Below are 21,681 nucleotides of genomic sequence, written 5' to 3'. Positions count from 1 at the left end.
GTGAGCAACGGTCTCCGGTGCGAGCCGAGCGAAATCCAGGAGTCGGGCGAGGTGAGCAACGGTCTCCGGTGCGAGCCGAGCGAAATCGAAAAGTCGGGGACCGGAGTCTAGCGGCTGTGCGCACCGCCCTCATCCACTCCGACGACTGGCGGCGCTTCGACTACGGGCCCGAGCACCCGCTCCGCATGGAGCGCCTTGGGCTGACCTGGCGGCTCATGGACGCCTATGGCCTCACCGCGCTGCCGCAGGCCAAGGTGGTGGCCCCGGAGCCGGCCAGTATCGAGGCTATCGCGCGCTTCCACACGCCGGAGTACATCGACATCCTGCGCGCCGTCAGCGCGGGCGACTGGGTGCCGCACGCGGTGCGCTACGGGTTGGGCCCCGGCGACAACCCGATCTTTCCGGGGCTCTGGGAGGCGGCGCAGCTCGCGGCGGGCGGCTCCATCCAGGCGGCGCAGCTCGTGGCCGAGGGCGAGGTGGATCGCGCGTTCCACTTCGCGGGGGGGCTCCACCACGCGATGCCGGACCGTGCCTCCGGCTTCTGCTACGTCAACGACGCAGTGCTGGCGATCATGACGCTGCGCCGGCGGGGGCTCAAGGTCGCCTACGTGGACATCGACGCCCATCACGGCGACGGCGTGCAGTTCGCCTTCTACGACGACCCGACCGTGCTGACGATCTCCACTCACGAGCGTGGCGACCGGCTCTTCCCCGGCAGCGGCTTCGTGGACGAAGTCGGCGAGGGCGTCGGCGTCGGCTACTCCGTGAACCTGCCGCTTCAGCCCTTCACGGACGACGCCGTGTATGAGCCGGCCTTCGAGGCGGTGGTCCCCCCGCTGCTGCGGGCCTTCGCGCCGGACGCCCTCGTGATCCAGCTCGGGATCGACGCCCATCGCACCGATCCCCTCACGCACCTGGCGCTGAGCATCCAGGGCTTTCTCCGCTCGGTCCGTCGGCTCCTCGAATTTGCCCCGCGCATCGTGGCCCTGGGCGGGGGCGGCTACGACCTCGCCAACGTCGCGCGCGCGTGGACGGGGGCCTGGGCGACCATCAACAACCTGACCCTGCCTGAGCCCATCCCGGCCGCGCTACACCGCGACCTGCGCGAGCTGGGCCTGGAATCCCTGACGCTGTCGGACCCGCCTGGCGAGCTCGACCCCGACACGCGGCGCTGGGCGGTGGAGTTCGCCGCGCGCCAAGTGCGAAGCATTCGCGAGCAAATCTTCCCGATTCACGGGCTCTAAGGCCCCCTTCCTCCTCGGTTGTCCCGCACCTCCGATTTCGGGGGCCCCTGACGAATCCTGCAGATCGACCGGCGGGGTAACTTGTGCAACTTACTGATAGATAAGGTCTTATCTGTGGCTCGGGAGTTGCTTATTCAGGGGGGTACAGGGAGGACGTACCTTCTTCATGGCCAGCCAAGAGGCGGTTCGGGGCAAGCGCATCCTCGTGGTGGAGGATGAGCCGATCATTGCCGGGCTGATCGGAGACATGCTCATGGCCGATGGCCATGACGTGGATACCGTGAATACGGGCCGCGCGGCGTTGGAGAAGCTCGCCGCCGGGACGTATGACTTGATCGTCAGCGATCTCCGGATGCCAGTCTTGGACGGCAAGGGCCTCTACCATGAGCTCGAGAAGGGCCACCCCGAGATGGTCCAGCGCATCGTCTACGTCACGGGGAGCGCCCTTGACCCCGGCAACGAGGAGTTCCTTACCGCCACGCGGGTGCCCTGGATCTCCAAGCCCTTCACGATCACGGATCTCCACAAGCTCACCCAGGGCGTGCTCCGCAGGCGCTAGCCTCTCCGCAGGCTCCCAATTTCAATGTGTTAGAGTGTCGCCATGCGCGGCGCTCTCATCACCGTCGAGGGAGTCGAGGGCTCCGGGAAGAGCACACAGTGCCGCCGTCTCGCCGCGCTCCTGCGTGCCCGGGGTCTCGAGGTGGTGGAGACCAGCGAGCCCGACGGAACCGCCCTCGGCCAGGCTGTCCGAAGCCTCTTCGAGCTCGAGCCGCGGCCGAGCCCGCTCACCCAGGCCTTTCTCTTCCTCGCTGCCCGCCAGGAGCACGTGGCGCGGGTGATACAGCCCGCGCTGGCGCGGGGGGCGGTGGCGCTCTCCGACCGCTACACCGACGCCACGCTCGCCTATCAGGGCTACGGCCAGGGACTGGACCTCCAGACCATTCACGAGCTGAATGCGCTGGCCACCGGCGGGCTCCTGCCCGATCTCACCCTGCTGCTCGACCTGGATCCCGCCGTGGGCGTGCGCCGCATCGCCGGCCGGCCGCTGGACGCCTTCGAGCGCATGGACGTCGCGTTCCATCAGAGAGTCCGCGAGGGCTATCTCGAGATCGCACGCGCCGACAAGCGGCGCGTGCTCGTGTTCGACGCCGCGCGGGATCCCGACCTCGTGCATGGGGACATCGCGCGCGTGGTGGACGAGTTCCTCGGCCGCCGGGGAGCGGCGCGTGGCGCCTGAGGCGGACGTCTTCGCTGCGCTCGCGGGCCAGCCGCAGGCGGCGGAGCTCCTGCGTCACGCCGTGGCGAGCGACCACGTGGCGCATGCCTACGCCTTCGTGGGCTCCGCGGGCTCAGGGCGCAAGGCGGCCGCGCAGGCGTTCGCCGCCGCCCTCGTGGGCCGCGGCGGCGCGGCCGCGGCGCGCGCCACCGAGCGTATCTCGCGCGGCGTGCATCCCGACGTGCACCTGATCCAGCCCACGCCGCCCGAGTCGAATCCCAAGGGCGCGCTCGCGATCCGCGTGGACAGTATCCGCGAGCTCGAGCGTCTGGCCTCGCTTCGACCCGTCGAGTCGCCGGTGAAGGTGTTCATCGTGGACGAGGCCGACACGATGACGCTGGCGACGCCGCAGGCCTTCCTCAAGACGCTCGAGGAGCCGCCCGCCCGTACCGTGATCATCCTGATCCTGGCCCAGCTTCGCGCGCTGCCCGCGACGGTGCTCTCGCGCTGCCAGATCGTGCGCTTCCTCCCCGCCACCCCCGAGGGCGCGCTGGCCTTGCTTCCCGACGGGCGCGGTGAGGAGCGTGCGGCCGCCCTCGCGCTCCTCGCCAAGGTCGAGGCGGAGGGCGGCACGGCGGTGCTGGCGGGCGGCGAGGCCCTGGGGCGCGATCGCGAGGCCGCCGAGACGGTGGTAGAGACATGCTGGCTGTGGTATCGCGACCTCCTGGCCGCGCACGCGGATCCCGGCGCCCCGCTGGTCTTCGCGAATCGGGCGGGCGAGGTGCGGGCGCGGGCGGCCGCGCTCTCGCTGGACGCCATCGTGGGCGGGCTCCGCGCGTGCCGCGAGGCCACCCAGGCCATCGCGGGCAATGTCTCACCCCGCCTCACCGTCGAGGTGCTCCTGAGCCAACTCCCGGGCAAGGCGGCGTAAGATCAAGGCATGAGCCAGGAATTCGAGACCCCCGACACCTTGGGCACTCCCGCCGTCCCCCTCGCCGAGAGCCCCGCCCAGTACCTGATCGGCATCCGCCTCCGCGAGCCGCTGATGGCCGAGGACTATCTCACCTCCGAGACCGATCTCCACGTGGGCGACTTCTGCGTGGTGGAGACGGGCGGCGGCACCGCGGTAGGCGAGGTGCGCCGGCCGCAGCGGCCCCTGCCGGAGTTCAGGAAGGACCGTCTGTATCGCCGAGTCATCCGCCGGGCCAGCCGCGATGAGGCCGAGGACTGGCGCGGGCGGCGGCAGCGTGAGCTGCGCGGCGTGGAGACGAGCCAGCGCCTCGCCCACAACCGGGGCCTGCGCATCAAGATCGTGGACGTGGCCATCGAGATTGGCAGCCGCCGCGTCACGGTGGCGTTCAATTCGGAGGACCGGGTGGACTTCCGCGATCTCGTGCGGGACCTCGCCCACGAGTTCCACGCGCGCATCGAGATGAAGCAGATCGGCGCGCGCGACACCACCAAGCTCATGGACGGCATCGGGCCGTGCGGACGGCAGCTCTGCTGCTCTTCGCACCTGAAGAAGTTCGACCCGATCTCGGTGAAGATGGCCAAGGCTCAGGACATGCCGCTGACCGACAGCCGCCTCCTCGGCAACTGCGGGCGCCTCAAGTGCTGCCTCCTCTACGAGTTCTCGACCTACGAGGAGCTGCGCAAGCGCCTGCCCAAGGTGGGAACGCCCTGCCAGGCGGAGTGCGGCGGCTCCGGCTGCATGACCGGCCGGATCAAGTCGCTCCGCGTGCTCAAGCAGGCGGTGCTGGTCGGCTTCCAGGACGGCACCGAGGCGGAGGTGCCGCTGGAGCAGGTGACGTGGGAGGGCCGGCCGCACATCAAGCCGGAGTGACCGGCGGCCGCTCGCGCGCCATGAGCCAGGACGTGTTCTACCTCACCACGCCGATCTACTATCCCAATGCCGCGCCGCATCTCGGCAGCGCGGGCACTACCATGATGGCGGACGCGATGTGCCGCTATCACCGCATGCGCGGTGACCGCGTGTGGTTCCTCACCGGGACCGACGAGCACGGCGACAAGATGGCGCAGGTCGCGGAGAAGGAAGGTATCTCGCCGCAGGCCTTCGTGGACCGCATCGCCGAGCTCTACAAGGAGGAGTGGCGGCGGCTCGGCATCACCAACGACGACTTCATCCGCACCACCGAGCCGCGGCACCAGAAGGTGGTGCAGCAGATCCTGCAGCGCCTCTGGGACAAGGGCGAGATCTATCTCGGGGAATACTCCGGCCAGTACTGCTACGGCTGCGAGCGCTTCTACACCGAGAAGGAGATCGTGGACGGGAAGTGCCCGGACCACCAGACCCCGCTCACTTTCATCAAGGAGGACAACTACCTCTTCCGGATGTCGAAGTACCAGGCGCGCCTGATCAAGCACCTCGAGGACCATCCGGAGTTCATCCAGCCGGAGCGTTACCGCAACGAGGTGCTGGGCTTCCTGCGCGAGCCGCTCCAGGATCTCTCGATCAGCCGCCCGCGGGCGCGGCTGAGCTGGGGCATTCCACTGCCCTTCGACGACCAGCACGTCACCTACGTCTGGTTCGACGCGCTCATCAACTACGTCTCTGCGCTCGGCTATCCCGACGACGAGAAGTACAAGACCTTCTGGCCGGCCATTCACCTGATCGGGAAGGACATCGTCAAGGCGCACGGCGTCTACTGGCCCACCATGCTCTGGGCCGCGGACCTGCCGCTCTACAAGGGCCTGCGCGTGCACGGTTACTGGTCGGTCGAGGGCCGCAAGATGTCCAAGTCCCTCGGCAACGTCGTGGGGGCTTGGACGCTCGCCGAGAAGTACGGCAGCGAGGTCATCCGCTACTTCGTGCTGCGCGAGATGCACTTCGGTCTCGACGCCGACTTCAGCGAGGAGGCGGTGGTGGGCCGCCTCAACGCCGACCTTGCCAACGACCTCGGCAACCTGGTGAGCCGTGCCACCACCGTGATCGCGAACTTTGCGGGCGGGGTGGTGCCCGCGCCGGGCGGGGAGAGCCCCGAGGAATCCGCCCTGCGCGAGGCCTGGCGCCGCGCCGTCGACGAGGTGGCGACCGCGATGGATGAATTCGCCTTCTATCGCGCGATGGAGGCGATCTGGCACTTCATTGGCGGCGTGAACCGCTACGTGGATGCCCAGGCGCCGTGGACGCTCGCGAAGAACCCGGCCAAAGCGGAGCGGCTCCGCACCGTGCTGTGGACGCTGGGCGAGGCCCTGCGTGTGATCGGCGTGCTGCTCGACCCGTTCCTGCCCCAGGCGGCCGGGAAGATCCGCGGCGCCATCGGCGCGCCCTCGCCCAGCCTGGCTGACGCGACATGGGGCGGGCTCGCCGCGGGCGCGCGGGTGCAGAAGCTCTCGGGGCTGTTCCCGAGGGTCGATACCAAGGCGGTAGAAGCCACGGCGGCGGCGAGAGCGCCCTCCGCCCAGGGGGAGACGGGGGGCGCCGGCAAGATCTCCCTCGCCGACTTCCAGAAGGTGGATCTGCGGGTGGCCGAGGTGCTCGCGGCGGAGCGGGTCGCCAAGTCCAAGAAGCTGCTCAAGCTCACCGTCAAGGTCGGCGGCGAGCCGCGCACGCTCGTGGCGGGCATCGCCGAGCACTATGCGCCTGAGGCGTTGATAGGCCGCAAGATTGTGGTGGTGGCGAATCTCGAGCCCGCCACGCTCATGGGCATCGAGTCCAATGGCATGGTCCTCGCGGGCTCGAGCGATACCACGCTCGCGCTGATCGCGCTGGACCGGGATCTTCCGCCGGGCGCCAAGGTCAAGTAGGTGTCGGGAGTCCTCGGCGAGACCGTTCGCCTCCTCGCCACGCATCTCTACCTCTTCACCCTGCTCGTGCTCACGGTGTGGCTGCCCGGCCACGTCGCGCTGAACTACCTCGAGTTCTTCGGGCCCGCCTCCGATCCCACCTTTCAGTCCCTGCGCATCGCGTTCTTCCTTCAGGCGGTGTTCGATCCCCTCGTCGTCGCCTCCATCGTCTCGGCGCTGGCGCGCATCAAGGCCGGCCTGCCCGTGCCCTACGGGGCGGCGCTCGGGGAGGGGCTGCGCGCGTGGCCGCGCCTCGTGCTCGTGCGCTTCGTGATCTACGCCGTTCTCGCCCTGCCCGTCGGGCTGGCTCTGACCCTCGGCGGACGCGGCGGCGGCAGCGCCGCGGGCGGGATGATCGCCCTCGCCCTCGGCGTGCTCGCCACCGTACTCGTCATGCGGGTGGCGGTGGTCGACTCCGTCGTCGTGCTCGAGAACGCGACGGTGCGCACCGCGTGGGCGCGGGCGGTGGCGCTCACCCGCGGCCAGCGCGGCGCCATCTTCGCCACCCTGCTCCTGATCTTCGCCCTGCTCATCGCGGTGGTCGTGGGCCTCGGGGCGGCGTTCCGCGCCGCGCCCGAGCTGAACCACTTCGTGGTACGCGTGATGGTGGACTGCGCGCTCTCGGTCGCGCAGAGCATCTTCCCCATCGCGCTGTTCCTCTTCTACTGGCGCGCCCGCGCATGAGGTGGCTCCGCCGCTGGGGGATCTCGATCGGCTCGCTGGCCCTCGGGCTGGCGACGCTCTTCGTGTTTCGCCGCGGGCTGCCCCACGTGGGCTGGATCGTGGGCTACATGCTGCTGCTCGGGCTCGTGGTCGCGATCCTCGCGGAGGCCCGCGTCCCGCTGGAGGAGCGCGGCCGGGGCCTCGTGGTCAGCGCCGCCGAGTACACGATCCAGACCCTCTACCACAACCTGCTGCTCTTCGTGCTTCCCGCCTACTGGGCCTCGGCCACGCTGACCTCGCCCAACGTGATCTTCGTCGGCGGGGTGGCCCTGGGCGCGCTCATCACCACCATCGATCCGCTCTACTCGGCGCTGGGGCGCCAGTATCGCTGGCTCAAGCACGGGCTCCTGGCCTTCTCCATCTTCGCCGCGCTCAACGTGGCGCTGCCGCTGGTCGGCGTCCGCCCCGGCGTGGCACTGGTGGGCAGCGCCGCGCTGGCCGGGCTCGCGCTGGCGCCGGCCTTCCGCGGCACCGGCGCCGGATGGGCGCGCGCGCTCGCCCTCGCTAGCGGTGTCGCGGTCGTCATGGTCGCCATCGTGTGGATTGGCCGCATCATCGTGCCGCCCGCGCCTGTCTTCCTCGCCGCGAAGCAGGTCGCGCGAGACGTGCGGGAGCTGGAGCCGGTGGATGCGATCGACGGGCCGATTCCCGCGGCCACCGTGGCCGAGTGGGGCGGCGCGGTCGCCGCCTACACCGCGGTGCACGCGCCCGCGGGACTCCGCGACAAGATCGAGCACGTGTGGTGGAAGAACGGCCGCGTGATCGCGCGCGTCCGGCTCTCGCCGGTGGAAGGTGGCCGCGCCCAGGGCTTCCGCACCTGGTCGCGCAAGTCCGACCTCGGCACGCCGCTGGAGGGGGACTACGCGGTGGACGTGCAGACGGCGTCGGGCCAGCTCATCGGCCGGCTCACGTTCACCGTGACCCCGTGAGCGCTCCGCTGGAAACCGCCGCGGCGCTCCTGTCCGCACGATCGGGCCGTCGCGTGCGCCTCGAGTCGCCCGCGCTCCTCAAGTCGTGGACGCGGAACGACGTGTGGCGCGCGCGGGTCGCGGGCGGCCCGGACCTTCCCGCGTCGGTCATCGTGAAGCGCTTCAAGTCCGAGCCGGAGCGCGGGCTGGACGAGTGGGCGGCGCTGGCGCTCCTCACCACGGCGGGGATCGCGCCGGCGGTGGCGCCCGGCTTCCTCGGCGGGGACGCCGAGGCGCGTTGCTTCCTCGTCGAGGATCTGGGCGTGGCGCCGACGCTGGAGGACCTGCTCAACGCGGCGGACGCCGACGCCCGGGAGCACGCCGAATCGGCCCTGCTCGACGTCGCGCGGCTCACCGCACGATTGCATGTGGCGATGCGCCCGCTCGCCGCGGAGTTCGACCGGCAGCGCGATGCGCTGGCGCGCCGGGCGATGACGACGGCGGCGGCGGCGGCGATGGCGCTGCGGGGCCGTGGGAGCGATCTCGCCGCCTGGCTGAGCGCGCTGCGGGAGCCGGCGCCCGCGCTCCCGGACGAGGCCATCGACGAGCTGGCGCGGTTCGTGGAGCGCCCGGGCGAGTGGACGACGCTCACCCACGGCGACATGGCGCCCAGCAACACCGGGCAAACCGCGAGCGGCTGGCGGCTTCTCGACTTCGAGTACGCGGGCGTGCGCCCAGCGCTCTACGACGCGCTCGTGTGGACGCTCTTCTGCCCGTTTCCTCCCGGCCTCATCGAGCGCGTCGACCGCGTCTACCGAGAGACCATGGCCGCCGGCTTTCCGGCCGCGCGCGACGAGGCCGCCTACGCGACGGCGCGCGCCCGCGTCGCGGCGTGGCGCATGCTCGATCTCCTCCACTGGCAGACGCCGGCGCTGCTCGAGGCCGACCGCGAATGGGCGCCGGGCGTGGGCGCGCGGGGCGCGGTGCTGTGGCATCTCGCGCGCTTCCACGCGCTCGCCGAGGCGGCGTCCCGCGATACGGTCGTGCCGATGATCGCGGCGACCACCCTCGCGCTGGAGCGCGCGCTGCGCGCGCGCTGGGGCGGCCCGCCCGACGCGGGTGCGGTGTGGCCGGCCTTCCGCGCCGATCGGCTATGATTTCTCCCATGCTCTTCGACACCCACGCGCATCTGCACTTCCCGGACTTCACCGATGATCTCGACGCGGTGCTCGAGCGCGCCCGCGCCACGGGCCTGCGCGGCATGGTCACGATCGGAACTGATCGTGATTCCAATAGGGCCACCGTGGCGATGGCCGAGCGCATCCCCGACGTCTGGGCCTCGGTGGGCATCCATCCGCACGACGCCGGCGAGGCGACCGAGGAGGATTTCGCGGAGATGAAGCGGCTCGCCCGCTCGCCGCGGGTCGTCGGCCTCGGCGAGATGGGCTTGGACTTCTTCCGCGACCTCTCGCCGCGCGACGTACAGGCGCACGTGTTCCGGCGCCAGCTCGACATGGCGCGCGCCGTCGGTAAGCCCGTCATCATCCACTGCCGCGACGCCCACGCTGAGGCGCTGGCCATCCTGGACGAGGCGCGCGTGGGCGAGATCGGCGGGGTCATGCACTGCTTCTCGGCGGACATCCCGGTGGCCCGCCGCTGTCTGGACCTGGGACTGATGATCTCGCTCGCCGGGCCCGTGACCTACAAGAACGCGCGCGCCTTGCCCGACGTCGCCCGCTTCGTGCCCGCGGACCGGTTGGTCGTCGAGACCGATTGCCCCTACCTCACGCCGACGCCGCACCGCGGCAAGCGCAACGAGCCCGCCTACGTGGCCCTCACCGCCGCGCACGTGGCGGCGCTCCGGGGCGTGGACGTGGAGGCGCTGGGCGAGGCCACGACGGAGAACGCGGCGCGGCTCTTCCGCCTGACGCTCTGAGGCGGTTACCGCCGGCGCGAGAGGACGGCACGGGCGCGCAGGGCGTCGAACTCGTGCACGAGCACCCGCACCATACCCTGGGCGCCCACGCTGAACGGATGCACCGAGGACACCAGGTGGCCACGCAGCACGGACGAGATACCCTCGCTGTCCAGCACGCTCCGCACCACGAGAGCCTCCGCCTGATCGAAGCAGCAGCGCACCTCGACGAGATCGCGGGATTCGGTCGGCGGCGCGGACGCCTTCACGAACGGGAGGGGAATCACCTTCGCCCGGGGTGCCATGCCCGTCATGCTAGCATGCCGCGGTGGCCTCGGTGAGCGGCGACAAGGGTAAGGACGGCGCGGACGCGCCCTACATCGGCCGCGGCATGCGGCGGCGCGAGGACCGCGCCCTCCTCATGGGCGTGGGGCGCTACACCGACGACCTCGTGCTCCCCGGGCTCCTGCACGTGGCGCTTCTGCGGAGCCCGCACGCGCATGCCCGCATCCGCGCCCTCGACGCCTCCCGCGCACGCGCCGCCGCCGGTGCGGTGTCGGTGATCACCGGGGCCGACGTGCGCGACCTCGGGCACATGCCCTCCAATCGCGTGGTGCCGGGCATGAAGGTGCCGCCGCACCCCTTGCTCGCCGAGGGCACCGTGGTCGCGGTTGGCGATGCGGTGGCCGCCGCGGTGGCGGACTCGGCCTATCGGGCGCGCGATGCCGTCGAGCTCGTCGAGGTGGACTACGAGCCGCTCGGCCCCTTGCCCGATCCGGAGGCGGCGCTGGCCGCCGGCGCCCCGGCGGTGCACGCCGCGCTGCCCGGCAATCTTTCCTTCACGCATCGCTGGCGCGCCGGTGATCCGGATGCGGCCTTCGCGGGCGCGCCTCACGCGGGCCGGGTCCGCATGCGCCAGCCGCGCGTGGCCGCCATCTGCATGGAGCCGCGGGCGACGCTGGCCTGGCTCGATCCCGCCGCCGACGAGCTCCGGATCTGGACCTCGACGCAGTCACCGTTCCGCGTGCGGGCGGAGATCGCGGCGGTGACGGGGTATCCGGAGTCGCGCATCCGCGTGATCGCCCCCGAGGTGGGCGGGGGCTTCGGCGTCAAGGGTTCGCCGTACCGCGAGGACGCGCTGGTCGCGTGGCTCGCGCTACAGCTCCGCCGGCCCGTGAAGTGGGTCGCCACGCGCGGCGAGGACGTGCTCACCACCAATCACGGCCGCGGCGCCGAGGCGGAGGGCGCGCTCGCGGTGGACGCGGACGGCCGCATCCGCGGGCTCCGCGCGCGCGTGGTATTCCCGCTGGGCGGACGCTTCGCGGTGAGCGGCGCGGGCCCCGCGTGGAACTCCGGCCGCACGATGCCGGGTCCCTACGCGATCCCCGCGGTGGACATCGAGATCGCGGGCGCCGTCACCACGACCTCGCCCACCGGCGCCTATCGCGGCGCCGGACGTCCCGAGGGGACGTTCATGATCGAGCGGCTCATGGACGAGGCCGCGCACGCCGCCGGGCTCGATCCCGTGGACATCCGTCGCAAGAACCTCGTGCCCGCCACCGCGTTCCCCTACAAGACCTCGACCGCGGTGGTCTACGACTCCGGCCGCTACGCCGAGGCGCTCGACCGGTGCCTCGAGCTCTCGGGCTACGCGAAGGAGCGGGAACGACAGCGCGCCGCTCGGGCCCGCGGCGCAGTGACGGGGGTGGGTGTGGTGGTCTACGTGGAGCCCGCGGCCGCCGGCTGGGAGAGCGGCAGCGTGCGCGTAGAGCGGACGGGCACGGTCACGCTCGTCACCGGCTCGAGCGCGCACGGGCAGGGGCACGAGACCACCTGGGCGCAGATCGTCGCGGACGCCCTCGGCGTCAGGCCGGAGGACGTGACGGTGCGCCACGGCGACACCGGCGGCGCGCCCCAGGGCTTCGGCACGTTCGGCAGCCGCTCCACTGCGCTGGGCGGAAGCGCCGCCTACCGCGCCGCCGAGGAGGTGCGCGAGAAGGGCCGGCGCATCGCCGCGCATCTCCTCGAAGCCGGCGTGGAGGACGTCGTGCCGCTGGCGGGCGGCTACCAGGTGGTCGGCGCGCCGGCCCGCCGCGCGACGTGGGCCCAGGTCGCGGCCTTCGCGCACGGCCCCACCCGCACCGGCCCGGGCGACACGCCCGGCCTCGAGGCCACCGTGTTCTTCCAGGCGGAGGCGGAGACGTGGAGCTTCGGCGCCTGCGTGGCGATGGTGGAGATCGACCGCGACACCGGCGCGGTCACGCTCGCGCGCTGCACCTGGGTAGACGACGCCGGGGTCATCGTGAACCCGCTGCTCGCCGAGGGCCAGCTCCACGGCAGCTACGCGCAGGGCGCGGGCCAGGCGCTCCTGGAGGCGCTGGTCTACGACGAGGCGGGTCAGCTCGCCACCGGCACGCTGATGGACTACGCGGTGCCGCGACTGGGCGACTTCCCCGAGCCCGTGATCGGCAAGATGGTGACGCCCTCGCCGCGCAATCCGCTCGGGGTCAAGGGCCTCGGCGAGGCGGGCTGCATCGTGATGCCGCCGGTCATCGTCAACGCGGTGGTGGACGCCCTGCGCCCCTTCGGCGTCACCAACATCGACATGCCGCTGACCTCAGGCAAAATCTGGCAGGCGATGCGGAACGGCGTTCAGCCCGACCGGCGCTGAGACTTGTACCACTCGTAGATCTCTTCGCCCGTCGTCATCCAGACGCCCTTCTTCTTCCGGATGTAGTCGTACACCGCCTCGAAGTACTTCATCCGGTGCGGCACGCCCGAGATGTAGGGATGCACCGCCATCGCCATCACCCGCGGGTTCTTCGCGCCCTCGCGGTAGAGCCGGTCGAACTGATCCTTGCACCGCTGCAGCCACTCGCCCGACGTGTGGTGCTGGATCACCATCATCGGGATGTCGTTGAGCTCGAGCGAGTAGGGCACGGAGACCAGCGGGCCCGCGGCGGTGCGGATCTCGTAGGGCTGGTCGTCGTTCACCCAGTCGGAGACGTACTCGATGCCCTCGGCGGCGAGATGGTCGAGCGTCTCCCACGTCTCGGTGAGCCCGGGGCCCAGCCAGCCCTTGGGCTTCTTGCGGGTGAACTTGGTCAAGAGCTCCACCGACTGCCGGATCGCCGCGCGCTGATCGGGCAGGAGATGCATGGCGCCCTGCACCACGCCGTGGCCCATGAACTCCCAGCCCGCGTCCAGCATTGCCCGCGCCACCGGCTCGTACGATTCGACGACGTGGGCGTTGATGGCGGCGGTGGCGCGGATCTTCCGCTTGGTGAGCGCCTCCAGGAAGCGCCAGAAGCCCACCCGCATGCCGTAGTCGTGCCACGCCCAGTTCGGCACGTCGGGCACCGTCGCCACCCCCTGCGGCGCGGTGAGGACCTGGCGCGCCATCTGGCGCTCGATGTCCCATTCCTCCACGTTGACGATCGTCCAGACGGCGATGCGCGCGCCCCTGGGCAGGGACCACCGGGGCCGCCCGGCCATGGGGGAGTAGTCGAAGCGCTCGCGGGGGAGTCGCACGGCCCGAGACTACCACCGCCCCGCGGTTGATAGTAGAATCCCCGCTCGTGGCCAGGCCGCTCGGCGTCGACGTCCATGCCCACTTCTTTCCCGAGGCGTTCATCCGGGTGATGGAGCAATCCGGTGCCTCCTTCGGCGCCGGCGTCGACCGGAGCAGCGCGCGCGGTCCCGTGCTCTACGTGGGCGCCGCCCGCACCCCGCCGCTCGAGGCGCACTACTGGGATCTCCGGCTCCGGCTCAAGGCGATGAACCGCTCGGGCGTGGCCGTGCAGGCGCTCTCCCTGACCGCGCCCATGGTGTACTGGGCGGACGCCGGCGTGGGGACGCGGCTGTGCGTCGCCTTCAACGATGCGGCGAGCGCCGCGCACACCGCGTATCCCGACCGCTTCGTGGGCTGCGCGGCGCTGCCGCTCCAGGACACCGAGCGCGCGCTGGGCGAGCTCGAGCGCGCGGCGCGGCTGCCCGGCATCCGCGGCGTGTACATGGGCACCAACGTCGCCGGTCGCGAGCTGTCCGATCCCGCGCTCTTCCCCGTGTTCCAGCGCGCCGCCTCGCTCGGCCTGCCCGTGCTCCTCCACCCGATCAACGTGATCGGGGCCGAGCGGCTCAAGCCCTACTACCTGAGCAATCTCCTCGGCAATCCCTTCGACACCGCGATCGCCGCCGCGCATCTCGTGTTCGGCGGAGTGCTGGACCGCTTGCCCAAGCTCGAGGTGTGTCTGCCCCACGCGGGCGGGGCCCTGCCGTATCTCCACGGCCGGCTGCGCCACGGCCAGGGCGTGCGGCCGGAGAACAAGGGTGTGGCGAAGAAGCCGCTCAGTGCGTATCTCCGGCGCTTCACCTACGACATCATCAGCCATGATGCCGGCGCGCTGCGCTATCTGGTGAACACCGTCGGCGCGGACCGCGTGGCGCTCGGCACCGATTTCTGCTTCGACATGGGGCTCGAGCGGCCCCTCGCGACGATAGGGGCTCGCGCGGTCGGTCTCAGCAAGAAGGATCAGGACCGCGTCATCCGCGCCACCGGCGCCCGCCTCCTGCGCCTGCGGTAGCCACCGATGTCGCGGCCGGACTTCTGGGTCATCCAGACGTTCAACGGCCTGTCGTACGGCGCCCTCCTCTTCCTCCTCGCGAGCGGCCTCTCGCTGATATTCGGCGTGATGAGAATAGTCAATCTCGCCCACGGCTCCTACTTCATGCTGGGCGGCTATGTCGGCCTCACCGTCGCGCTGCGCTCGCGGAGCTTCGTCGCCGCGCTGCTGGGCGGGGCAGTGGCGATCGCGCTCATCGGAATGGCCATGGAGCGGCTCTTCCTGCGCCGGCTCAAGGGGCAGACCCTCGGGCAGGTGCTCATGACCGTGGGGTTCGCCCTCATCTTCCAGGATCTGGCGCTCCTCGTGTGGGGCGGCGATCCGTACTCGATCCCGGTACCGGCCGCGCTGGCGCGGAGCTTCACCGTGTCGGGCATGGTGTTCTCCGGCTACCGCCTCTTTCTGATCGGGCTCGCCGCGGCGGTGGCCATCGGCCTCTGGTGGCTGCTCGACCGGACGCGCGTGGGCGCGCTCGTGCGCGCGGCGGTGGACGACGCGGAGATGGCGCAGGGCGTGGGCATCAACGTGCCCCGCGCCTCGCTGGGCGTGTTCGCGCTGGGCGCGGCGCTCGCCGCGCTCGGCGGCGTGGCGGGGGGCGGCTTCCTCGGCGTCTATCCCGGCACCGACTTCGAGGTGCTGCCCTACGCGTTCGTGGTGGTGATCGTGGGGGGCCTCGGGAGCCTGCCCGGCGCCATCGTGGGCAGCGTCCTCGTGGGGCTGCTCGACAACTTCGGCAAGGCGCTATTCCCCGAGCTGTCCTATTTCACCCTGTTCGCGCCGATGGCCCTCATCCTCGCTGTCCGGCCCACCGGGCTCTTCGGCCGCGCGTGATCCGCCGCCGGGCACTCCTGGCCCTCGGCGCCGTCGTGCTCCTCGCCCTCGCCGGGCCTCTGCTGCCGCCCTATCCCTTGACGCTCGTCACCCAGGCCCTCGTCGTCGCCATTCTCGCCATGAGCCTGGACGTGTTGCTCGGCTACACCGGCCTGCCGTCGCTCGGCCACGCCGCGTACTGGGGCGTGGGAGCCTACGCGGTGGCGCTGCTCGCGACCGAGCGCGGCGTGGGGCTGGCCGGCTGCGCCGTGGCCGGCATCCTGCTCGCCGCCGCCACCGCCGCCGTGTTCGGGCTGGTGGCGATTCGCGCCGCCGGCACCTACTTCCTGATGATCACGCTCGCCCTCGGCATGGTCGTCTGGGGCCTGGCCTTCCGCTGGGTGTCGCTCACCAAGGGCGACAACGGGATCTCCGGCGTGCCGCGCCCCGAGCTCTTCGCGAGCCCACTGCCGTTCTTCTACTTCGCGCTGGCCGCGGCAGCGCTCGCGTGGAGCGCCCTCGGGCTCCTCGTCGCCTCGCCCTTCGGGCTCACCCTGCGCGGCATCCGCGAGAGCGAATCGCGCATGCGGAGCCTCGGCTACAACGTGTGGCTCCACAAGTACCTGGCCTTCGTGATCTCCGGCGCGGCCGCGGGCGGAGGCGGCGTGCTCTGGGCCTACTACAACGGCTTCGTGTCGCCCACTGACGTGCAGCTGGTCACGTCCGTCGAGGCGCTCCTCATGGTCGCGCTCGGCGGGCCCGGCACCCTCGCCGGCCCGGTGGTGGGCGCGGGTGTCATCGTGTTCCTCAAGAACTTCGTGAGCCTGTACACCAAGCGCTGGCTGCTCATCCTCGGCGCGGTCTACATCGGTGTGATCCTGTTCGCGCCGCGCGGCGTGGTGGGCGCGCTGCGCGGGCGGGCGCGCGGGTAGGGCGATGGCCGACGACGTGCTCCGGCTCGAGGGCGTCGCGAAGCACTTCGGCGGGCTCCGCGCGGTGGATGGGGTGAGCTTGCGCGTGCGGGCGGGCGAGCGCCGCGCGCTGATCGGGCCGAATGGCGCCGGCAAGACCACGCTGTTCAACCTCGTGGCCGGGACGCTGCCGGTCACGGAAGGCACGATCCAGCTCTTCGGGGCGAATGTGACCGGGGCGCCGCCCCATCGTCGCGCCGCGCTGGGCCTGGCCCGCACGTTCCAGATCACCAATCTCTTCCTCGGGCTCACCGTGCTCGAGAATTGCCTGCTCGCCGTCCAGGCCCTCACGCCCACCCGGTTCTCGATGCTACGGTCGGTGGGAGGCTACCCCGCGCTCCATGATCGTGCGCGGACCATCCTGGCCGCAGTGGGACTCATGGGGGTGGACGGGGCCGTCGTGGCCAATCTCTCCCACGGCGAGCAGCGTCAGCTCGAGATCGCGCTCGCCCTCGCGGGCAAACCACGGCTGGTTCTCCTTGACGAGCCCACCGCGGGGCTGTCGCCGGCGGAGTCACGGCTCATGGCCGACCTCCTCGCCGGCCTCGATCCCGCCATCACCGTGCTCATGATCGAGCACGACATGGACATCGCCCTCGCGCTCGCCTCCCGTGTCACCGTGCTCCATCAAGGGCGGGTCATCGCCGACGGCTCGCGCGACGAGATCCGGAGCGACCCGCAGGTACGCGAGATCTACCTCGGTGTCTGAGACCGCTTCCGTGCTGGAGGTGGAGGACGTGCACACCTACTACGGGGTGAGCCACGTGCTCCAGGGCATCTCGCTGCGGGTCGGCGAGGGCGAGGCGCTCGGCATCCTGGGACGCAACGGCATGGGCAAGACCACCCTGATCCGCTCGATCATCGGCTTCACGCCGCCGCGTCGGGGAGTCGTGCGCCTCCGCGGGGACGACATCACGCGCTGGCCGCCGTACCGGATGGTGGCGGCCGGGCTCGCCCTCGTGCCGCAAGGGCGGCGTGTGTTCGCCTCGCTGACGGTTCGAGAGAACCTCGACGTGGCTCGGCGCGCGGGCGGCCGCTGGACCCTCGAGCGCGTGGAGGCCCTGTTCCCGCGGCTCGCCGAGCGCGCGCGTAGCCGCGCGAGCAGCCTCTCCGGGGGCGAGCAGCAGATGCTCGCGATCGGCCGGGCCCTCATGACGGATCCCCGGCTCCTCCTTCTCGACGAGCCCACCGAAGGCCTCGCGCCCCTGCTGGTGAGAGAGGTGGGCCGTGTGCTCGGCGAGCTGCGCCGGGCGGGTCTCTCGATTCTCCTGGTCGAGCAGAACCTGCCGCTCGCGCTGTCGGTGGTGGACCGCGTCCACATCCTGAGCCGGGGGCAGATCGTGCACTCCGCGCGGCCGGACGCGCTGGCCGCCGATGAGGCGGTCAAATCACGCTATCTTGGGGTGACCTGAGCGACTGTCTCGGGAGTCAAGCGGGTTGCCATGGGCGTCTGTCGCGGAGGATGGCGTTGAGCATGACGAGGAGCTTTCGCATCGCGGCCGTCACCGCGAGCTTGCCGGGCCGGCCGGCGGCGACGAACCGCTGATAAAAGGCGGCAATGACGGGATTGTGGCGAAGGGCGGCGAGCGTGGCCATGTACAAGACGTGGCGCACCGCGGCGCGGCCGCCGGCGATCATGCGCCGGCCGCGGAGCGTGCCGCTGTCGCGATTGATGGGGGCGACCCCGACGAGGGCGGCGATCTTCCGGCGATCGAGGTGGCCGAGCTCGGGCAGATCGGCGATGAGCGTGGACGCGGTGATGGGGCCGATGCCGGGGACGGAACGCAAGAGGCCCTCGGTGGCGCGCCACAGCGGGGAGGAGCGAATGGTCGTGTCGATATCGCCGTCCAGCTCGTGCAGCGCGCGCTCGAGCCAGCGGATGTGGGCGTCGAGCCGGCGCTTGAGGGCGGGCTCGATCAACCGCCGGCGGTTCTGCTCCGCGCCCAACATCTCTACCAGCTGGCGGCGCCGCGCCACCAGCTGCCCGAGCAAGCGCGTCTGGGCATCCGGAACCGGCCGCACGACCGGGCGGACCGCCGCTGCGAAGGTCGCGATCGCCCGCGCATCGAGCGCATCCGTTTTGGCCAGGCGGCCGGTGGACCGCGCAAACTCGCGAATCTGGCGTGGATTGACGACGACCACCGGCAGCGCGGCGGCGGCGAGCGTGGCGGCCACCACGACTTCGTACCCGCCCGTGGCTTCCAGGGCGATCACGACGGGGCCGAGCGCGGCCGCCCGGTGCGTGAGTTCGGCTAGGCCGGCCTCATCGCGGGTGACGGTGAAGGCTTCGCCGGAAGGTTGGATGTTGATGTCGAGGCGGTCTTTGGCGACGTCGATGCCGATGAAGATTGGTTCCATGACCCGTCCTTGCGCATACGGGCTCACCGTGCGGCCCAGGCGACTGTTCGGGTTCGATGATGGAACAGTGGGCGGGGCACCGAGCTCAGTTACGGTCTTGCGGGACCCAGGAGGCCACGGGCTCCCGCCCACCTTCACCCGGCTCAGCTTAGCGCCGGGCACGTTCTGAGAGATACAAGGAGGTCGCATGCGCTTCGGCACCTTCTTCTTCTTCCAGGCCCCGCCGGGTCACCGGCACGCGGACATCATCCGCCGCGAGCTCGAGCAGATCGAGTGGACGGAGGAGCTCGGCTTCGACGAGGCCTGGCTCACCGAGCACCACTTCATCGAGTACGGGCTCTCGGTGGATCCCGCCTCGCTGGCCGCAGCGGCGGCCTCGCGCACGCGCCGCATCCGCATCGGGCTCGCCGCCGCCATCCTGCCCTTCCACCACCCCCTGCGCCTCGCCGAGCAGATGGCCCTGGTCGACATCATCTCGAGCGGACGGCTCGACGTGGGGGTCGGACGCGGCAATCGGCCCGCCGAGTTCCGCGGCTACCGCGTACCCCAGGAGCAGAGCCGCGACCGCTTCGACGAAGCGGTGGAGATCATGGTGCGCGCGTGGACCGAGGAGCGCTTCGCCTACGACGGGCGCTTCTTTCAGGTGCCGGAGCTCTCCGTGATCCCGAAGCCGGTGCAGCGACCCCACCCGCCCCTCTACCAAGTGTGCGTGTCCAAGGACGGGATCGAGAACACTGCGCTCCGTGGCTGGCCCATGCTCAACTCCGTCCTCTTCGGACCGGTCGACCAGCTCGTCGGGAACCGCGACACCTACGTCGAGACGCTCCGGAAGGCCGGGCGGAGCGGTGAGGAGATCGCCGCGCTCCTGCGTCGCTGGGGCGTGTCGCGCCAGATCTACGTGGCCGACACCGACGCGCGCGCGCTCGCGGACACCAAGGAAGCCGAGCTCTGGTACCAGGAATCCTTCCGAAGGTTCGTCGTCCCGGATCGGATCGACGACGCGCATCCGACGCTACAGCCCGGTTTCCGCGCCATGGCGGAGCGGCTGGCCAAGGTCACCTGGGAGGGGCTAGTGCGGGAAACCCTGGCCTTCGGCTCGCCCGACACGGTGGCGCGGCACATCGAGACGATGCGCGACCTGGGGGTGGGGCAGGTCATGTGCTGGATGAACTTCGGCGGCCTCGCCCAGGACAAGGTCCGCCGGTCCATGGAGCTGTTTGCCCGAGAAGTCATGCCGCGCTTTCGCTGATCGGCGGGCGATGCGGGTCAGAACTTGAAGCGGACGCCCAGACCGAGGTACTCCACCTCGCGCGTGTAGAACTGGCCGTCCACCGAGTTGCCGTTGAAGTACTCGATCAGGAGCTGCACCTTCCGGCCCAGCACGGCGAGGCTCTCGAGCTCGAGCCCGCCGCGGAGCGAGATCTGAGGCTGCCAGTCGTGCTCCTCGAGGAACTGAAAGTCCGCGCCGAAGATCGGGCGCAGGCGTCCGGGCATCGTCCACCGGCTCCGCAGCTCGAGGCCGCTCTGCACTTTCCACGGCGCGTAGTTCGTGGGCTCGACGCGTAAGATGTAGCCGCCGCCGCCGTAGAGACGCATCCAGTCCCAGGGCTCGTAGGAGATCCGGGCATCCATGCCCTCGTAGCTGAAGTTGATGCGGTTCGTGTGGTGGTGAATGATCTCTTCGTCGCCGAGGTGCGTGCTGCGGTGGAACACCCGCGCGATCGCCGACCAGGGCCCCTGACGGACGGAGCCGAATCCGCCCACGATGTAGTCGAGGCTGGTCAGGTTGGCGGACTCGGAGTCCATGTCGAAGAGCGCCCACAGCCCCGCGTGGACGCCGGCCTCCCACTGCCAGGTCTCGCCGATCCGTCCGCGCACCAGCGGCATCATGTCGCCGAGCTCCACCGCGGCGATGGACTCGAACTTGGAGTCGTTGAAGTAGTGGCGCCCGACTGTGCCGAAGGCGGGCCAGCGCGGATCGGCGATCAGGGGTCGGAAGAGGAGGCCGGCCGGCAGGATCTCGAACGTCGGCGTGCCCTCCAGCGGGGGAATGGCCTGGCCGGTGCTGAGCGCGGGGGCCGGCGCGGAGGCGGGTGGTGTCGTGGCGGGGCCGGCCGCCGCCGTCGTCGCCGTCATCGACGCCGGCGCGGTCAGCACGATGACCCGGCGCACGCCGCGGATCCGGCTGAGCGCCGCCACCACCGCCGATTGATCGGCGGCGCCGAGATCACTGCCCGCGAGCGTCATCACCCCGTCACGCACCACCAGCGACGGCGCGGCGACGCGGAACTCCCGCTCGAGGACGGCCGCGGCATAGCCGGCCATGTACGCGTCGTCCATGGGCACCGCGCCCACGGAGATCGCGCCCCCGAGCAGCAGGATGAGGCCCACCATCACGCCAAACGCGTGCCGTCTCGTCCCCACGTACTCCCCCGTCGTCTCGACCATGCACGTCATGGGCACGCTGGACGTAGCCTCTTGTCCACTGCCGCCGGAATCATCTCACGAACCTGCGAGCGCGCGTGCGCAAAGGAGGCCTTGGATGGCCAGCCAGCTGAGCAAGGTGGAGCACCTCGTGGTCCTGATGCTGGAGAACCGGTCCTTCGACCATCTGCTGGGCTATCTCAAGGCCAATGGCATCAAGCCGGCCGTCGACGGCCTCACCGGAACCGAGACCAACCCAACCAATCCGGCCACCGGGACCGGGCTGGTCTCGGTCAAGCCGAACGCCGGGGACGACGAACCGAAGCCCGATGCCAGGCACGAGCTCGCACATGTGAGCGAGCAGTATTACGGTCACGTGGACCTGACCTTCCCGGCGGGAGGGCCGATGAACGGCTTCGTGGCCAACTATGCCAACCAGCCTGCCAACGGGCCCGACGTCATGAAGTGCGTCGACCCAGCGAAGATTCCCGCCCTGGTCGAGCTCGCCAAGCGGTTCTGCGTCTGCGATCAGTGGCACGCGTCGGTGCCCGGCTCGACCTGGCCCAACCGGATGTACGCCCACGCCGCGACGTCCGTCGGGTCGGTGACGAACGACTCAATCCTGTTGATTCAGAAGACGATCTTCGATCTCTTGAACAACGCGAAGCTGGACTGGCGCGTCT

General features: G+C 70.8%; 22 protein-coding genes. 18 read left to right on the top strand and 4 right to left on the bottom strand.

All coding sequences use genetic code 11. From position 1 onward, the window contains the following. Positions 1-116: 116 nt before the first annotated feature. The 10 genes from VFX14_13555 (at position 117) to VFX14_13510 (ending at position 9,834) form a co-directional block, all read left to right on the top strand. Positions 117-1,244, top strand: a complete 1,128-nt coding sequence (locus VFX14_13555) for an acetoin utilization protein AcuC (GenBank protein ID HEU5190707.1) — start codon at positions 117-119, stop codon at positions 1,242-1,244. Positions 1,245-1,410: 166 nt separating this feature from the next. Next, a complete protein-coding gene (locus VFX14_13550) occupies positions 1,411-1,803 on the top strand; it encodes a response regulator (protein ID HEU5190706.1) in 393 nt (130 codons plus the stop codon). Positions 1,804-1,845: 42 nt separating this feature from the next. Further along, positions 1,846-2,481, top strand: coding sequence for a dTMP kinase (tmk, locus tag VFX14_13545; protein ID HEU5190705.1), 636 nt, complete (start codon positions 1,846-1,848; stop codon positions 2,479-2,481). Further along, positions 2,471-3,391, top strand: coding sequence for a hypothetical protein (locus VFX14_13540; protein ID HEU5190704.1), 921 nt, complete (start codon positions 2,471-2,473; stop codon positions 3,389-3,391). The genes tmk and VFX14_13540 overlap by 11 nt, the downstream gene beginning before the upstream one ends. Before the next feature lie 9 nt (positions 3,392-3,400). Then, positions 3,401-4,303: a regulatory iron-sulfur-containing complex subunit RicT gene (gene ricT, locus VFX14_13535; GenBank protein HEU5190703.1), complete on the top strand. Its 903-nt coding sequence runs from the start codon at positions 3,401-3,403 to the stop codon at positions 4,301-4,303. A gap of 20 nt (positions 4,304-4,323) precedes the next feature. After that, positions 4,324-6,228 (top strand): methionine--tRNA ligase, encoded by a 1,905-nt coding sequence (metG, locus tag VFX14_13530; GenBank protein ID HEU5190702.1) that lies wholly within the window; start codon positions 4,324-4,326, stop codon positions 6,226-6,228. After that, entirely contained in the window at positions 6,229-6,951 is a 723-nt protein-coding gene (locus VFX14_13525) for a hypothetical protein (protein HEU5190701.1), read from the top strand. After that, positions 6,948-7,919 (top strand): DUF5924 family protein, encoded by a 972-nt coding sequence (locus VFX14_13520; protein HEU5190700.1) that lies wholly within the window; start codon positions 6,948-6,950, stop codon positions 7,917-7,919. Before VFX14_13525 ends, VFX14_13520 begins: the two co-directional genes overlap by 4 nt. Then, positions 7,916-9,055 (top strand): hypothetical protein, encoded by a 1,140-nt coding sequence (locus VFX14_13515; protein HEU5190699.1) that lies wholly within the window; start codon positions 7,916-7,918, stop codon positions 9,053-9,055. Before VFX14_13520 ends, VFX14_13515 begins: the two co-directional genes overlap by 4 nt. Before the next feature lie 8 nt (positions 9,056-9,063). Further along, entirely contained in the window at positions 9,064-9,834 is a 771-nt protein-coding gene (locus VFX14_13510; protein ID HEU5190698.1) for a TatD family hydrolase, read from the top strand. Positions 9,835-9,839: 5 nt separating this feature from the next. On the opposite strand, the gene VFX14_13505 is transcribed toward VFX14_13510, so the two are convergent. Further along, positions 9,840-10,118: a DUF2007 domain-containing protein gene (locus tag VFX14_13505; protein HEU5190697.1), complete on the bottom strand. Its 279-nt coding sequence runs from the start codon at positions 10,116-10,118 to the stop codon at positions 9,840-9,842. Between the two features lie 23 nt (positions 10,119-10,141). Between VFX14_13505 and VFX14_13500 the strand changes: the two genes are divergently transcribed. Then, positions 10,142-12,484 (top strand): xanthine dehydrogenase family protein molybdopterin-binding subunit, encoded by a 2,343-nt coding sequence (locus VFX14_13500; protein HEU5190696.1) that lies wholly within the window; start codon positions 10,142-10,144, stop codon positions 12,482-12,484. On the opposite strand, the gene VFX14_13495 is transcribed toward VFX14_13500, so the two are convergent. Then, positions 12,466-13,344, bottom strand: a complete 879-nt coding sequence (locus tag VFX14_13495; GenBank protein ID HEU5190695.1) for a polysaccharide deacetylase family protein — start codon at positions 13,342-13,344, stop codon at positions 12,466-12,468. The genes VFX14_13500 and VFX14_13495 overlap by 19 nt on opposite strands. A gap of 47 nt (positions 13,345-13,391) precedes the next feature. On the opposite strand from VFX14_13495, the gene VFX14_13490 reads away from it, so the two are divergent. Genes VFX14_13490 through VFX14_13470 form a run of 5 tightly spaced genes read left to right on the top strand, consistent with a single transcriptional unit; the run spans position 13,392 to position 17,628 of the window. After that, complete coding sequence (locus tag VFX14_13490) at positions 13,392-14,396, top strand: amidohydrolase family protein (GenBank protein ID HEU5190694.1); 1,005 nt, start codon at positions 13,392-13,394, stop codon at positions 14,394-14,396. A 6-nt stretch (positions 14,397-14,402) separates the two neighbouring features. After that, complete coding sequence (locus VFX14_13485; GenBank protein ID HEU5190693.1) at positions 14,403-15,266, top strand: branched-chain amino acid ABC transporter permease; 864 nt, start codon at positions 14,403-14,405, stop codon at positions 15,264-15,266. Then, on the top strand, positions 15,263-16,177 hold the full coding sequence (locus VFX14_13480; protein HEU5190692.1) for a branched-chain amino acid ABC transporter permease: 915 nt from the start codon (positions 15,263-15,265) through the stop codon (positions 16,175-16,177). The genes VFX14_13485 and VFX14_13480 overlap by 4 nt, the downstream gene beginning before the upstream one ends. A 4-nt stretch (positions 16,178-16,181) precedes the next feature. Further along, on the top strand, positions 16,182-16,925 hold the full coding sequence (locus tag VFX14_13475; GenBank protein ID HEU5190691.1) for an ABC transporter ATP-binding protein: 744 nt from the start codon (positions 16,182-16,184) through the stop codon (positions 16,923-16,925). Continuing rightward, positions 16,918-17,628 carry an ABC transporter ATP-binding protein gene (locus tag VFX14_13470; protein HEU5190690.1) on the top strand — a complete coding sequence of 237 codons (711 nt, stop codon included), beginning with the start codon at positions 16,918-16,920 and terminating at the stop codon, positions 17,626-17,628. The genes VFX14_13475 and VFX14_13470 overlap by 8 nt, the downstream gene beginning before the upstream one ends. 16 nt (positions 17,629-17,644) lie before the next feature. Here the strand turns inward: VFX14_13470 and VFX14_13465 are convergent, their stop codons facing one another. Continuing rightward, positions 17,645-18,574: an IS110 family transposase gene (locus VFX14_13465; protein ID HEU5190689.1), complete on the bottom strand. Its 930-nt coding sequence runs from the start codon at positions 18,572-18,574 to the stop codon at positions 17,645-17,647. Between the two features lie 187 nt (positions 18,575-18,761). Between VFX14_13465 and VFX14_13460 the strand changes: the two genes are divergently transcribed. Continuing rightward, positions 18,762-19,823 (top strand): LLM class flavin-dependent oxidoreductase, encoded by a 1,062-nt coding sequence (locus VFX14_13460; GenBank protein HEU5190688.1) that lies wholly within the window; start codon positions 18,762-18,764, stop codon positions 19,821-19,823. Positions 19,824-19,840: 17 nt separating this feature from the next. On the opposite strand, the gene VFX14_13455 is transcribed toward VFX14_13460, so the two are convergent. Then, on the bottom strand, positions 19,841-21,031 hold the full coding sequence (locus VFX14_13455; protein ID HEU5190687.1) for a DUF1207 domain-containing protein: 1,191 nt from the start codon (positions 21,029-21,031) through the stop codon (positions 19,841-19,843). 85 nt (positions 21,032-21,116) lie between these two features. Here VFX14_13455 and VFX14_13450 point away from each other — a divergent pair. Continuing rightward, the coding region (locus VFX14_13450; protein ID HEU5190686.1) for an alkaline phosphatase family protein at positions 21,117-21,681 on the top strand (565 nt) is incomplete at its 3' end.

Source organism: Candidatus Methylomirabilota bacterium, assembly GCA_035764725.1.
Taxonomy (GTDB): Bacteria; Methylomirabilota; Methylomirabilia; order Rokubacteriales; family CSP1-6; genus DASRWT01.
Note: the sequence above shows the minus strand (reverse complement) of the source record. Positions and strands in the feature narration are given on the sequence as shown.

Coding starts and splice junctions, on each gene's coding strand:
- VFX14_13550 (HEU5190706.1), top strand. CDS start 1,411: ATGGCCAGCCAAGAGGCGGTTCGGGGCAAGCGCATCCTCGTGGTGGAG.
- tmk (HEU5190705.1), top strand. CDS start 1,846: ATGCGCGGCGCTCTCATCACCGTCGAGGGAGTCGAGGGCTCCGGGAAG.
- ricT (HEU5190703.1), top strand. CDS start 3,401: ATGAGCCAGGAATTCGAGACCCCCGACACCTTGGGCACTCCCGCCGTC.
- metG (HEU5190702.1), top strand. CDS start 4,324: ATGAGCCAGGACGTGTTCTACCTCACCACGCCGATCTACTATCCCAAT.
- VFX14_13520 (HEU5190700.1), top strand. CDS start 6,948: ATGAGGTGGCTCCGCCGCTGGGGGATCTCGATCGGCTCGCTGGCCCTC.
- VFX14_13510 (HEU5190698.1), top strand. CDS start 9,064: ATGCTCTTCGACACCCACGCGCATCTGCACTTCCCGGACTTCACCGAT.
- VFX14_13505 (HEU5190697.1), bottom strand. CDS start 10,118: ATGGCACCCCGGGCGAAGGTGATTCCCCTCCCGTTCGTGAAGGCGTCC.
- VFX14_13485 (HEU5190693.1), top strand. CDS start 14,403: ATGTCGCGGCCGGACTTCTGGGTCATCCAGACGTTCAACGGCCTGTCG.
- VFX14_13475 (HEU5190691.1), top strand. CDS start 16,182: ATGGCCGACGACGTGCTCCGGCTCGAGGGCGTCGCGAAGCACTTCGGC.
- VFX14_13465 (HEU5190689.1), bottom strand. CDS start 18,574: ATGGAACCAATCTTCATCGGCATCGACGTCGCCAAAGACCGCCTCGAC.
- VFX14_13460 (HEU5190688.1), top strand. CDS start 18,762: ATGCGCTTCGGCACCTTCTTCTTCTTCCAGGCCCCGCCGGGTCACCGG.
- VFX14_13455 (HEU5190687.1), bottom strand. CDS start 21,031: ATGACGTGCATGGTCGAGACGACGGGGGAGTACGTGGGGACGAGACGG.